At 38.0% G+C, this 12,583-nt stretch carries 13 protein-coding genes and 1 pseudogene; 6 read left to right on the top strand and 8 right to left on the bottom strand.

Annotated features, from left to right (window positions below; genetic code table 11):
• Nucleotides 1–67: 67 nt before the first annotated feature.
• Nucleotides 68–1,174: a glycosyltransferase gene (locus QZ562_RS02190; RefSeq protein ID WP_293756320.1), complete on the bottom strand. Its 1,107-nt coding sequence runs from the start codon at nt 1,172–1,174 to the stop codon at nt 68–70.
• A 306-nt stretch (nt 1,175–1,480) separates the two neighbouring features.
• On the opposite strand from QZ562_RS02190, the gene QZ562_RS02185 reads away from it, so the two are divergent.
• Entirely contained in the window at nt 1,481–2,386 is a 906-nt protein-coding gene (locus QZ562_RS02185; protein WP_293756318.1) for a glycosyltransferase family 2 protein, read from the top strand.
• Between the two features lie 322 nt (nt 2,387–2,708).
• Entirely contained in the window at nt 2,709–3,434 is a 726-nt protein-coding gene (locus tag QZ562_RS02180) for a 3-deoxy-D-manno-octulosonic acid kinase (RefSeq protein ID WP_293756315.1), read from the top strand.
• Here QZ562_RS02180 and QZ562_RS02175 read toward each other — a convergent pair.
• Nucleotides 3,427–4,899, bottom strand: a complete 1,473-nt coding sequence (locus QZ562_RS02175; protein ID WP_293756312.1) for a capsule assembly Wzi family protein — start codon at nt 4,897–4,899, stop codon at nt 3,427–3,429. The two genes, QZ562_RS02180 and QZ562_RS02175, sit on opposite strands and share 8 nt — an antisense overlap.
• A gap of 864 nt (nt 4,900–5,763) precedes the next feature.
• On the opposite strand from QZ562_RS02175, the gene QZ562_RS02170 reads away from it, so the two are divergent.
• Complete coding sequence (locus QZ562_RS02170; protein ID WP_293756310.1) at nt 5,764–5,979, top strand: hypothetical protein; 216 nt, start codon at nt 5,764–5,766, stop codon at nt 5,977–5,979.
• Between the two features lie 81 nt (nt 5,980–6,060).
• A complete protein-coding gene (gene coaD, locus QZ562_RS02165) occupies nt 6,061–6,546 on the top strand; it encodes a pantetheine-phosphate adenylyltransferase (protein WP_293756308.1) in 486 nt (161 codons plus the stop codon).
• A gap of 20 nt (nt 6,547–6,566) precedes the next feature.
• Here coaD and mutM read toward each other — a convergent pair whose 3' ends face one another.
• From mutM to radC, 5 genes are all read right to left on the bottom strand, one after another.
• A complete protein-coding gene (gene mutM / locus QZ562_RS02160; RefSeq protein ID WP_293756305.1) occupies nt 6,567–7,379 on the bottom strand; it encodes a bifunctional DNA-formamidopyrimidine glycosylase/DNA-(apurinic or apyrimidinic site) lyase in 813 nt (270 codons plus the stop codon).
• 3 nt (nt 7,380–7,382) lie between these two features.
• Complete coding sequence (locus QZ562_RS02155; RefSeq protein WP_293756302.1) at nt 7,383–7,850, bottom strand: hypothetical protein; 468 nt, start codon at nt 7,848–7,850, stop codon at nt 7,383–7,385.
• A gap of 102 nt (nt 7,851–7,952) precedes the next feature.
• Nucleotides 7,953–8,108 carry a 50S ribosomal protein L33 gene (gene rpmG / locus QZ562_RS02150; RefSeq protein WP_007625402.1) on the bottom strand — a complete coding sequence of 52 codons (156 nt, stop codon included), beginning with the start codon at nt 8,106–8,108 and terminating at the stop codon, nt 7,953–7,955.
• Between the two features lie 11 nt (nt 8,109–8,119).
• The gene (rpmB, locus tag QZ562_RS02145; protein WP_293756300.1) at nt 8,120–8,356 is read right to left on the bottom strand and encodes a 50S ribosomal protein L28; all 237 of its coding nucleotides are present in this window, start codon (nt 8,354–8,356) and stop codon (nt 8,120–8,122) included.
• Nucleotides 8,357–9,692: 1,336 nt separating this feature from the next.
• Nucleotides 9,693–10,367, bottom strand: coding sequence for a DNA repair protein RadC (gene radC, locus QZ562_RS02140; RefSeq protein WP_293756297.1), 675 nt, complete (start codon nt 10,365–10,367; stop codon nt 9,693–9,695).
• 138 nt (nt 10,368–10,505) lie between these two features.
• Between radC and coaBC the strand changes: the two genes are divergently transcribed.
• Together coaBC and slmA are read left to right on the top strand one after the other, a co-directional pair.
• On the top strand, nt 10,506–11,711 hold the full coding sequence (coaBC, locus tag QZ562_RS02135) for a bifunctional phosphopantothenoylcysteine decarboxylase/phosphopantothenate--cysteine ligase CoaBC (protein ID WP_293756403.1): 1,206 nt from the start codon (nt 10,506–10,508) through the stop codon (nt 11,709–11,711).
• A gap of 25 nt (nt 11,712–11,736) precedes the next feature.
• Entirely contained in the window at nt 11,737–12,327 is a 591-nt protein-coding gene (gene slmA, locus QZ562_RS02130) for a nucleoid occlusion factor SlmA (RefSeq protein ID WP_293756295.1), read from the top strand.
• Here slmA and QZ562_RS02125 read toward each other — a convergent pair.
• A pseudogene (locus QZ562_RS02125) lies at nt 12,324–12,583 on the bottom strand (hypothetical protein); the annotation flags it as partial. The gene slmA and the pseudogene QZ562_RS02125 sit on opposite strands and share 4 nt — an antisense overlap.

The raw sequence follows: 12,583 nt of genomic DNA, 5'->3' as shown, positions 1-12,583 counted from the left end.
AACGAAGACTTTTATAAGAACGGTGTTCTCTTCTTTGGCGCAGTCAATTATTTAACCCTAGACCGGTTTAACAGAGTTCTTGGTAGATACTCTCTAAGATTTGGCACTGCCATTTAATATTAAACAATCTGTTTGTGCGTTCAACACCCGCACTAGAAAACGAAGTTCTTAGTGGATTTGACTTCAATAACGTTAATAGGTTTTTTGCTAATTGCTCGATATTTTTTTCGGGGGACAATAGCCCTGTAACGCCATGTTCGACACCTTCACTTACACCACCTGTATCGAACCCTACCACTGGAGTTCCCATAGCCTGTGATTCCATGCAAACAGTTGGCATTCCTTCTTCATTGCCTCTGTCCATTTTAACACTAGGTAAGCAAGTTAACCAAGCTGAAGACATCAACGCTTTTACTTGAGTTCTGTTTTGCGCGCCTAAGAAAGTGATGTTTCTAAGGTCCGCACTTGATGTCACTAGTTTTTCTTGATAGTTGCCATCACCCGCGATGATTAGTTCAGCCTCAGGTAATTGTGCTTGAACTATTTTCATTGCTTGTATCAAATACTGGCAACCCTTTTGCTCTATCAATCTGCCAACAAATAAAATAGTCGGCTGTTCACTTTTTTGGCCCACTGATGAAAAATACTGAGTATCAATGCCAATATAATGCTGGATGATTTTTTCTGGTGGGCATCCTGCTTTTAATAGCTTGTTTTCAATAAACTTAGACACGGCAATTATTTTTGATGACTGTTGGAATACTATCTTGCGGTGCTTTTTATTATATGAAAATTTATCTCTTTGAGTGATATCAGAACCATGGAAAGTAGTAATAAGAGGTAGGTTCAACTTCTCTGCGATTGGACTACAATAATACCCCCCTTTCCCAAAATGAGCATGAATAAGGTTTGCTGATAAATCGGTAAGTGCGGTTTTCCAGGCAGGCATTAAATGCTGCATACCATCAAGCATTAATCTTGATATAACCGGAAGTGTTTCGTATTGTTCTTGCACGCAGGTAGATTGACCATCAATTAAATCGATACCGCTTTTGTTACTCCGTAACCCAATGTAAATAGGTTTAAAATTAGGAAGGTTATTTCCTTGGGCCGCCACAAAGGTATTGGACAAAGGCAAAACACGCTTGGAAAATATGAGTACCTTGTTAGCCATCAAGATTTACTACACTTTAATTTATGTACACATATACTACTTACTATTGCTCTAGCAAACATTATCTTTTTCCATAACGCATTCGTACTGCCTTAAACAATCTACTAGGCTTGGGATCTAACTCAGCTTTGAGCACCTTCGCAGCAAGATTCATTTATTTGTGGAGTTATTGCTACCCCTCATGCTGAATATCCCGATAACATGGCACGATTGTCCTCGCTACGCTCAGTTCGATTGGCAGTAATGTTAAGCAATATGGTATCCTTTTATCAGAATAGATTCCTTTTTTTGGCTTACTTATTTATCATGATAGAAACAAAAACATTTTCACCAAATGGCTGTAATAGCTTTGCTATACAAGCTTATCGTTTAGTGTTTGGTCGTATTTTACCACAGTCATTGTTTCGCGATAAAATACCTGCTGAAGTAGATCGCAAGGCAGTAAAGGGAAGGTTTGATTTAGAAATTGTTAGTCACTGTTGGGGTTATGCCAACATGTTAACCTATCAATTAAGTTCGTTTGTAAACTATCCACCAACAAAACTAAATTTAACTGTGACCGTTTTTTATGCTGAAGAAGATACTAAAACAAAGGCTACATTGGACTTCTTTAGTCAAATAACCATGCCAAATATCACTTGGAATTTCCACCCACTTTCCAAGGGAAAACTCTTTAGACGTGGCATAGGCCGAAATATGGCTGCGCGGTCAACAGAAGCTGACTGGATATGGTTTACAGATTGCGACATTATCTTTCATGAGAACTGCTTAGACTCACTCGCCGATAGTTTACAAGGCGAGAAAGGTTCATTGTTTTTTCCTAAAGAAGAAAAAATCACTGAGATGTTAAAAGATGATGACCCATTATTGTCAAATGATGCCCAACCACAAGTTATCGATATAGAAACAGAAAATTTCAGTTTATACGAGCGTGGTAAATCCCGTGATAAAGCACGCGGCCCATTTCAAATTGTTCATGGTGACGTTGCTCGTGCTATCGGTTATTGTGAAAAACTGTCAATATTTCAAACTGAATCTGACCGTTGGCGTAAAACCTATGAAGACACCGCCTTTCGCTGGCTACTTGGCACTGATGGTGAGCCTAAGCATATTGATGGTGTTTTTCATATTCATCATGTTACAAAAGGACGTTATACTGAAAATTCTCGATTGTCTAAAGTGCGTAGTAATATCCGTTTAAGCCAAAAATAGATGCCCTTGAAGATAAATCAAAGGATATTTATTTTACTAAAATTCTTACCTAACTTGAATATTAAAATGATATGAAACTAGACTAGGAAGCATGCTGAAAAGATTAAAAATAAAATTATTTTATTTCAGATCGATTGCTTCGAGTCGAATTTTGGTTTTTAATAATTATTCCAACTCAGCCTAGCTGTGGTTTTCTAAAAACACGACCATTCATAGTTGAAAGTTATTCAATTTTTTGACACACAAAACTGCTATCTGAATCTGCACTTACCTAAGTATTATGTATACAATACGCATATTATTTCTGAGTCAAAATTGTTACATGGCATACATACAACAAAAAGCAGTTGAGTCCCACATCATGTTGTTTGATACAGGCCATTTCCCTGTACCTGTCCCAAAAATGTTTACGGGTCAATATTGGAAGACACAAAATGCCATAACAGGACAAGCAACCGGCCGTGGCACCACCTATTTTTTTCAACATAACAAAAATGAATATGTGTTACGGCACTATCGTCGCGGTGGCTTGATTGGAAAAGTACTAAGTGATCAATATATGTATACAGGTATTGAAAAATCACGAGCATGGCAAGAATTTAAGCTACTACAGCACATGAAAAATATGGATTTAAATTGTCCAACTCCGATCGCAGCGATGTTGAAGAAGACAGGCTTATATTACCAAGCCGATATCATTTCAAAAAAAATTCCCAGCGCTAAAGACTTACATCATATTTTACTAGCAAACAGCTTAACCGCTGATGTATGGAAAAAAATTGGGCAAACCATTGCCAAATTTCATCATCATCAGATTTATCACCACGATTTAAATATCCACAACATTATGCTCGGTATAGAAAACGAGGTTTGGTTAATTGATTTTGATAAATGCGGAATTAGACAAGGCAGTAATTGGAAAAACTCAAACATGGCGCGTTTAAAGCGATCGTTTGAAAAAGAAAAACGATTACGTAATATTTATTGGCAACTGGCCGATTGGCAAATACTAATATCTGCCTATAACGAAGCGGCAATGGCTAATTAAGTCGATATTTAATCTCAGTAAATACTAATACATCGGTTTTAGAATCAGCATCGTCTACTTTTCCATGTTCAATGCTTGCACCTAATTTGACTAACCAATCACCGTAGGCTGCTTGATAAAATCCGCTTAACCTGAGCACTTCCTCACTCAGACCACTTAACACCGGTGAAGGCGAGCCTTTATCTTTATTGAGTATTAAGCGATTAAGAATCAGTTCAAAAAGAGCGCCATTGTGAAAGTTTTTATTGATACCTAACGTAAGCATCTTCGCATCACTATCAAAACTACTGCCTATAGCGCGGCCATATCGACGATAGCCTGATTGATAAGTCTCATGCTCATAATAACAACTTTTTTCATTAGTGCCGACATTAGAGCAAGCGATATTGGTATCACTAGACTCGATAAACACTTTATTGCCCCATAGGTAGGTTGATAGACCAATCAAATTAGCATTATCAGTTACACGATAATAATCAACCGCATCTTCACCAATACGTTGTCCATAAATACTAAAAGGCCGATCGAACATCATCATGCTGTATTTGAAATCCAAACCTGCAAGATGGTTACCGAGTTTAGAATCTAAGGCATTATCACAAGTCGCCGCACCGTTTTCACATTCTATTTGAAAGGTCACCACTTTAAACCAATCACTAATGGAATGAGGTTGCCCTTTACCGCCCCACATTGCACTCCAAGACAACCCCAGCTCTAAACCAGACATGGGACTGAAATTAAAACGCGTCATCCACAACTTAGTATCCGGCACAGCTCTTTGACTCTCTAACTGTCCAATTTGCGCAGTCAGAAACCAAGGGCCGAGATACCCCAACCACTCATTTTCAGAACGTATGGCTTGGGAACGTGAAAAGTTGATTGAGGGAACCGGTCTAGCATTATTAGACATAATAAGACTGCTAGATTTTGCTGGCCCCCACCACTGGTTCAATGAGCCCACTCGTAAATTCCAATCACCAAATTGATAAGCTAGAAAACTTTGGTCAAAGTGACTTTTTCCGCTCCGTTCATGGTTAGCAGATACTTGCCCAGCCCAACGACCAGCATAAAACTCTTTAGTTACATTGAGTTTGATTTTTTCAGCTTGAACACCATTTAACCCAACAAATCTGCTGTCGTCTGTTGCGCCATATAGGCTGATAACAGTCTGACCTTTTTGTTTTTTAAGGGCTTGTAAATAATGCTTCAATCGCTGCGCGGAGATGGCAGGAATACTAGGAAGAGTTTGTACCTGGAGTTTTTCTAACTGCTCCGTAATGCCTTTCCAAGGAACAGGATAACTGCTTACTGATGCATCTAACACCTCCCACTCCACTAACACTTGCAAGTCTTGATGCAAATGCGGTTCAAGTGTACCAATCCAAGGAGAACACCACCCCTTAATTGACCATAATATACAAATATAAAAACAGTAAAGATGTACCTGCCTAACTTTTATCAACATTATCCCCAATAAAATATCTTTTTTTCTTGGGCACTGCCCATGCAAATAACCGATCTTTAAACATACTGATTAAATGACCAAGTATATAAGTCACTCAGTCATTGTCGAACCGCGGCTTTTACTAATCTTTAACTAACCGATATCATACGGAATATATTGCACGAATGCTAAGAACAATGAGCCTAAGTAAAGGCTTTAATAAAATGTCAGTTTATCAATAAATAGGTGAGCAGTGAGTAGAGTCATAACATTCCATACATATGATGCAATACACACCGATTATATCAAATGCCCAAGCACGCAAGATCATTAGAAAACCATCTAATAGTAGATGTAGTGGTTTAATAAACCTGTAAGACTTGATAACCTATTTATTCATTAAAAAGTCGATTGGAAATAATTCTTCACTGAAGTTTGTTGACGAAGTATTCGTCGAGGATAAATGGATTTAAACCCGAATATATTGACACAAAAAATGCTGGTATTTTGCTCATGGGTGATGCCTAGTAAAGTTGGTTTGACCATTTAAACGAATACTGTAAAGCGTTATACCTTCCACTTCAACCACTGAAGTTATTGAAATAATTAAGGAAACAATATGAAGCACTATCTATTTTAAATTGCTCACAATTACGACTTTGAAATTTCACACCCTTTGCAACAAGAAATACGTCGGCGTTTGGATGACGTATCTTGGCTTGTCAAAAGTAACGAATTCAATCTCGATTATTTTTATCCAAATGAACGTGTTCTAGATAACATAACTCAAAAAATGGATTAAAAACCTCGAGCAGTAGTTACACCTAGTAATCTAGCGCCTTTTTTTATTTCAGGCGTTAAAGTATTTGTGTTCTATGGCTTTAAATGGAAAAAGCCTTTGAAGCAGCCCAATCATTGTTAGAAAAAATCAAATATAATACTAGCTTGATACGCGCTAATTTTGATGACAAGTCTTCAGCCAGAGTATTAGATGTTGCAAAGAAAATAATCCAATCACTATCCGCAGAGTCGATAACTAAACCACATAGCTCATTACGACAATTTAAAATGCGAAAAAAGCTAGGCTATTGCAAATTTTGATATACACCATTAATACAAATAAATTAGCAAAATTCATCCTAATCGGGTTAGCCTAAAAGAAATTAAGCAATAAGGTCAATTATGCATAGAAAAGCGATATATCCAGGTACGTTCGACCCTGTTACTAACGGTCATGCAGACCTAATTGAACGCGCAGCCAAAATGTTTAACGAAGTGATTGTTGGCGTGGCTTCTAATCCAAGTAAACAGCCTTTGTTTAGCTTAGAAGAACGAGTCGAACTCATTAAACAAGTAACCGCACATTTGGATAATGTTGAAGTAATAGGTTTTAAAGGATTACTGGCTGATTTTGCAGAGAGTCAAGGTGCGAGTGTTTTAATTCGAGGTCTTCGCGCAGTTTCTGATTTTGAATATGAATTTCAACTAGCGAATATGAACAGAAGGCTTAATCCAGATTTGGAAAGTGTATTTATGACACCTGCTGAAGAAAATTCGTTTATTTCATCCACCTTGGTTAAAGAAGTAGCTTTGCACAGAGGCCGTGTAAACGAATTTTGTCACCCAGCTGTGATAGATGCCCTACAACAAAAACTACATAATAACTAGACAGCGCTAAGAGCCTTTTATTAGCGCTGGCAGGTGTCACAGTAAAAAGTATTACGCTGCCCAATGGTCACTGATTTAATGGGTGACAGGCAGGCATCGCAGTTTTCACCCGCCCGGCCATAGACCAGCAGTTGTTGCGAAAAATAGCCGGGCTGTCCATCTGCCTGCACAAAGTCTTTAAGAGTAGTACCACCTTGCTCGATAGCGCTAGCCAAAACCTTTTTAATAACGTCTGCAAGTTGCAAATAACGCTTTTTGGTCACTTTATTAGCAGATTTTCTCGGATCTATACCGGCAATAAATAAAGATTCGTTAGCATAAATATTACCCACCCCCACTACCACTTTGTTATCCATTATAAATTTTTTTACAGCTACGGATTTACTGCGTGATAATTCAAACAGTCTGTTCCCATCAAATTCTTCAGTTAACGGTTCAGGACCAAGTGACGCTAATAGACTTAGTGTAGGTTCATTGCACCCTTGCCATAAGCAAGAACCGAATCTTCGCGCATCATTAAAACGCAGACATACCCCGTTTTGCATAACAATATCTAAATGATCATGCTTTTTTACTTCGGTGTCGCAATTCACCACACATAGCTTACCCGACATGCCCAAATGCAAAACAATGCTGCCTTTACATGTATCTAACAATAAATACTTCGCTCTGCGACGGATTGAGTTGATCATTAAACCTTCAGCTTGATGTATGGCCTCTGGAATAAGCCAACGTAGTTGTCGTTTTCGAACAATGATTGTTTGAATAATTTGATTTTCAAGGTGGGGGCTAATACCCAATCGACTCACTTCTACTTCCGGTAATTCAGGCATGTTTTACTCTGATATGGTTAACATTTGATAACTGGGGCTAATTAAGTGATACATTTTTTTATCTATTTTCACTAAGGTTTTATCTACCAGTTGAATAAACTGATACTCGGTGGGCAAAACTTGCCCAGCAAACCAGAGCTTTACCGTTGAGGATGGTGATGGCGACTGCCAATTAGGACCTTGCTCAAATAAACTAACTTCTGCGTTGCCCCAACGTTCGACTAAGCTAGCAATCCTCTCATTGCTATACACCCCAGATATTGTGCGCCAGCCTTGTCCTATCCGTTCAACTTTTTCTCGGTCAAACTCCATGATGGTAATGGTCGTATTGGCAGGCACAAGAGAAGACAAATTTAGCACTTCATTGCTTCCATTATTTAAAAAATGACTGCTGAAATTAAATAGCATAATCAGTATTAACATACTGACAATGATGACATTGTTCCAAGCTCGTTGAGATAACCTAATCATGAAAAAATAAAGCCCAATAAATAAGTAATGGGATTATGACACAAGGTGTAAACGCAAAAAACCCGGCAGGTGCCGGGTTCTTAAGGAGACAAAAACAATAATTTACTTGATTTTGGCTTCTTTAAACAAAACATGCTGACGAATTTTAGGATCAAACTTTTTGATCTCCATTTTTCCGGGCATATTACGTTTGTTTTTATCTGTAGTGTAATAAAAGCCTGTACCAGCACTAGACACTAATTTTATTTTTTCGCGCATAATCTGTATCCTTAAACTTTGAAACCGTTGGCACGCATATCAGACAATACTGTATCAATGCCTTTTTTATCAATAATACGCATACCCTTAACAGATAAACGCAATTTCACGAAACGGTTCTCACTCTCAACCCAAAAACGGTGGGACTGAAGGTTTGGCAAAAAACGACGACGAGTCGAATTTTTAGCGTGAGAGCGGTTATTACCTACCGCTGGACGCTTGCCTGTAACTTGACATACTTTGGCCATGGCCTTTGTCTCCAAACAATCTAAAAAAATTTAGCTCTGATTCACAATCAATTTTAACCAATCTATGTGTCAGCTAACGCTATTAACAAGAGGGCGCATTTTATACAGTAAACGAGGGGTGAGTTCAAGAATAAAGTGCGGAAAAACAACTCTTTTGTACCTAACAGCTCAAATAGGCTATCTATTCATTGTTTTTTCGACTTTGTAGCGTTTTCCTCAAAAAAAAATTTACTTACGCATAATTAAAATTGATGTCTATTGTTTGTTTCTAAAATAGAAAAATGCTTGTTTTTACAACATAAGTATTTGACTTTTTTTTGATTTTTTACGATAGCCTTTATTTTAATATCACTAACTATTTTTAAGCTCATTTCGAACGAATAAGGCTATAATCTAAATCCCTAAATATTACTTTTCTACCAATGTTGAATACCCTCAAACCGACCAAACTCTATTGGCATCCTTAATTGATTTTAGCACCAACTACACTAATAATTTTCACACCGGTTTTAGACTGTATCTATCATAGGTTCTTCGATTTCCATTGTCCATTGTCCATTGATTCAAAAAACATTTACTTGATAGTGGATTTATCCAATCTAGTATAACGCCAAAGTTGTTTAATCTTGGTGAATTTGAATACAACTTCCATATGTAGGTATTATTTAGCAGCTCTTCCCTGATGATAAAAATGTCAAATGCTCAAACCGTTTTACTTATGTTCTAGCCCGGACAGCGGAACGATTATTGTTGCAGTAAAAATGTAAGGTCAGTTCTTAAAAGATTTCGCTGCATACTGCAAGTCTCTCCACCTATCAATCAGACTATTGTGGCAATGTAGACTTTCTGTCATTTCCAATATTCGCTGTTTGAGCTCTTAAATAATCAACCTAACTGCATCATCACACTTTAAAATATTTATAATTACATGCATCTGACTTGTATAATTGTACAATTTTTTAGCCAGAATAAGAGTTTTCAAATCATTCTGAAGCCATTAATGTCATCTACAGACTCAATTTGTACCGCATAAAAAATCAAAACGACGCAGCCTAACTGTAAGTCAAGACTCAAAATGGTATTTGCGTAAAATCACTGAATTTAGAGATTTAAGTTTGATTATTTGCAAGATGTTCAAATAGGTTTAAAAAATAATATTAAAACATGCAGATTAATGAAATATTAATACTTGATATATACTGTGTCGCTATTCCTCTATCTATCTAACTGAAAGGTTCTATGATCATCTCACTGTATCTGGGAGTAATGAGCAACAAGCTAAATTGAGGTGCTGATTTTCTCACTACGACCCTGTTTATTAAAAATAGCCACTAATTCATAACAAACCTCTCTGCGCAAACGACACCGCAACTCCGTCGCCAATCACAAAGTGATCAAGCACTTTAATATCCATTAAACTAAAGGCGTCAATGATTCGTTTGGTTATACTTTTGTCGGCTTTGCTTGGCTCTGCGATACCAGAAGGATGATTATGAGCGAGTATTACCGCCGCGGCATTATCTAGTAATGCTTGTTGTACTAAAACACGTGGATAAACAGATGCGCTATCAATAGTGCCATGAAACATTGGGCGATATTTTATGAGTCGATGTTGACTGTCGAGTAATAACATTGCAAACACTTCATGTCGTTCATCTCTTAATTTAGCGATTAGATATGCTTGAGTTTGCTCTACTGAGTTAAATGCATCGCTTTTGTCGAGTGTTTCAGCCATATATCGTTGGCTCATTTCCAAACAAGCTTGCAGTTGAGCGAATTTAGCCTGACCTAAACCTTTTGTCTGACAAAAATCATGTTCAGAAGCACCTAGCAATCTTCGCAAACTACCAAATTCCGAGAGTAGATTTCTAGCAATATCAATGGCACTATAACCTTTTACACCCGTACGCAGAAAGATGGCTAGAAGTTCTGAGTCAGTAAGTGTATCAGCACCTCTTGCTAAGAGCTTTTCCCTGGGACGTTCATATTTGGGCCAATCTGTAATTTTCATGCATCCATGCCTTAATGTTAATTATCAGTTGCAGTTTTGACGTTAATACTGTGCAAACTTCAAAATAAGCCTAGCAAATAGATGCTATTCCAGCCAATAATGTATTTTATGAGCCCAGCAACAAACCCAAAAGAGCCCATGCAACTCAAAAACACCAATATTATCCTAGGCGTTACTGGCGGCATTGCAGCCTATAAAACCCCAGATTTAGTGCGTAAACTTGTTGCTAAAGGCGCGAAAGTACGTGTGGTCATGACCCAGTCGGCTAAGGAGTTTGTCAGTCCATTAGCTTTACAGGCTGTTTCAGGCAACATGGTTTCTGACGATTTGTTAAATAAAGATGCAGAAGCTGCCATGGGTCATATTGAACTAGCACGTTGGGCAGATAAATTATTAGTTGCACCTGCAACAGCAAATTTTATAGCTAAGCTAACGCATGGATTAGCAGACGATTTACTGTCCACGTTGTGCCTCGCAACACCAGCACCCATAATTATAGCTCCAGCAATGAATCAGCAGATGTGGTTTGCAGATGCAACACAAGCTAATTTAAAAATATTAGAGCAACGTAAGATACAGTTTTTAGGCCCTGCTCAAGGGCAACAAGCTTGTGGCGATGTTGGCCCAGGACGCATGCTTGAGCCACAAGATATCGCAGATTTACTGGAACAAGAAACGATCGAATTATTGTTGACTGGAAAACGAATTACTATCACTGCTGGTCCCACTCGTGAAGAAATTGACCCCGTGCGTTACTTGTCTAACCATAGTTCTGGAAAAATGGGTTACGCCTTAGCTATCGCGGCTCAACAACTAGGGGCAACAGTCACCTTAATCAGTGGCCCTGTTAATTTGCTTCCACCGGCAAAAATACACACATTATCGGTATCCAGTGCACAGCAAATGCACGAAGCTGTGATGCAAACTATTCATAATTGCGATATTTTCATTGGATGTGCTGCAGTAGCCGATTACCGAGTACAACGAAAAAGCAATCAAAAAATTAAAAAATCTGAAAGTGAGTTAACACTTACTTTTATTAAAAACCCTGATATTCTTAGTGATGTGGCACATCTAGATAATGCTCCTTTTACTGTAGGTTTCGCGGCAGAGACACAAAAACTGCGCGAGCATGCGTTAAGCAAATTACAGCGTAAAAAACTGAGTATGATTGCTGCAAACGATGTATCTGATAGTACAATCGGTTTTAATAGTGAACAGAATGCGCTAACAGTATTTTGGTCAAAGGGTGAAAAAAAGCTAGATGTTGCCGATAAACAATTATTAGCAAGTCAGTTAATGCGACTAGTAGCCCAAAGATATAACGAAGACACTAACGGCTGACGCCACTTTCGCCTAGGAATCCACAATGCCAGCTACAAAACGTCCAAATCGCCGAGCGCAAATCCTTCAAGCACTGGCGAGTATGTTGCAAACAAATCCAGGACAACGTATCACTACAGCCAAACTAGCTGCACATGTTGGTGTATCTGAAGCGGCTCTGTATCGTCATTTTCCAAGTAAGGCACGAATGTTTGAGGGTTTGATTGAATTCATTGAAGAAACTTTATTCTCCCGGATCAATAAAATTATAAATGAAGAAAAAGACACTGCTACTCGCTGCCAACTTATATTGCATCTTATATTGGGTTTTGCTGAAAAAAACCCAGGGATTACGCGTATCTTGAATGGTGATGCTTTGATGGGTGAACAAGATAGATTAAGACAACGTATCGCCCAATTATTTGAACGCTTAGAAACACAATTGAAGCAAGTGTTACGCGAACGTAAGTTGCGCGAAGGCAAAACCTTACCTGCTGACGAAAGCATAATTGCTAACATGTTAATCTGTTTTGCCGACGGGCGTATTAATCAGTTTATCCGCAGTGAATTTACTAAAAGGCCTACCGAAAATTTTACCGAACAATGGCAGTTAATTCATAAACAGTTTTTTTCTTAAACCACGAATTTAATTTTATAATTTTTAAACAGTTTCGCCAAAAAAGTCACCTTCACCCAGTTAAAACGTTGCTCTTGGTTAACCAGAATAAGGCCAAAGTAATAATTCACTTTAACAAACTTAGGCCACAGCCTCCCACAATTGAAGGCTTGACTAACTTCATCACTTAGCTTGTGACAATTATTTTTAAGAAATTGGCTAAACTGCTTAGTACTATTAACTTCAGGATAAGCCGATTTAAAACTAGGTACGAAAT

The organism is uncultured Paraglaciecola sp. (genome assembly GCF_913058035.1).
GTDB lineage: Bacteria > Pseudomonadota > Gammaproteobacteria > Enterobacterales > Alteromonadaceae > Paraglaciecola.
Note: the sequence above shows the minus strand (reverse complement) of the source record. Positions and strands in the feature narration are given on the sequence as shown.

Excerpts from the sequence above, each read along its gene's own strand:
- QZ562_RS02190 (WP_293756320.1), bottom strand. The coding sequence starts at position 1,174 with ATGGCTAACAAGGTACTCATATTTTCCAAGCGTGTTTTGCCTTTGTCC.
- QZ562_RS02185 (WP_293756318.1), top strand. The coding sequence starts at position 1,481 with ATGATAGAAACAAAAACATTTTCACCAAATGGCTGTAATAGCTTTGCT.
- QZ562_RS02180 (WP_293756315.1), top strand. The coding sequence starts at position 2,709 with ATGGCATACATACAACAAAAAGCAGTTGAGTCCCACATCATGTTGTTT.
- QZ562_RS02175 (WP_293756312.1), bottom strand. The coding sequence starts at position 4,899 with ATGTTGATAAAAGTTAGGCAGGTACATCTTTACTGTTTTTATATTTGT.
- QZ562_RS02170 (WP_293756310.1), top strand. The coding sequence starts at position 5,764 with ATGGAAAAAGCCTTTGAAGCAGCCCAATCATTGTTAGAAAAAATCAAA.
- coaD (WP_293756308.1), top strand. The coding sequence starts at position 6,061 with ATGCATAGAAAAGCGATATATCCAGGTACGTTCGACCCTGTTACTAAC.
- mutM (WP_293756305.1), bottom strand. The coding sequence starts at position 7,379 with ATGCCTGAATTACCGGAAGTAGAAGTGAGTCGATTGGGTATTAGCCCC.
- QZ562_RS02155 (WP_293756302.1), bottom strand. The coding sequence starts at position 7,850 with ATGATTAGGTTATCTCAACGAGCTTGGAACAATGTCATCATTGTCAGT.
- rpmG (WP_007625402.1), bottom strand. The coding sequence starts at position 8,108 with ATGCGCGAAAAAATAAAATTAGTGTCTAGTGCTGGTACAGGCTTTTAT.
- rpmB (WP_293756300.1), bottom strand. The coding sequence starts at position 8,356 with ATGGCCAAAGTATGTCAAGTTACAGGCAAGCGTCCAGCGGTAGGTAAT.
- radC (WP_293756297.1), bottom strand. The coding sequence starts at position 10,367 with ATGAAAATTACAGATTGGCCCAAATATGAACGTCCCAGGGAAAAGCTC.
- coaBC (WP_293756403.1), top strand. The coding sequence starts at position 10,506 with ATGCAACTCAAAAACACCAATATTATCCTAGGCGTTACTGGCGGCATT.
- slmA (WP_293756295.1), top strand. The coding sequence starts at position 11,737 with ATGCCAGCTACAAAACGTCCAAATCGCCGAGCGCAAATCCTTCAAGCA.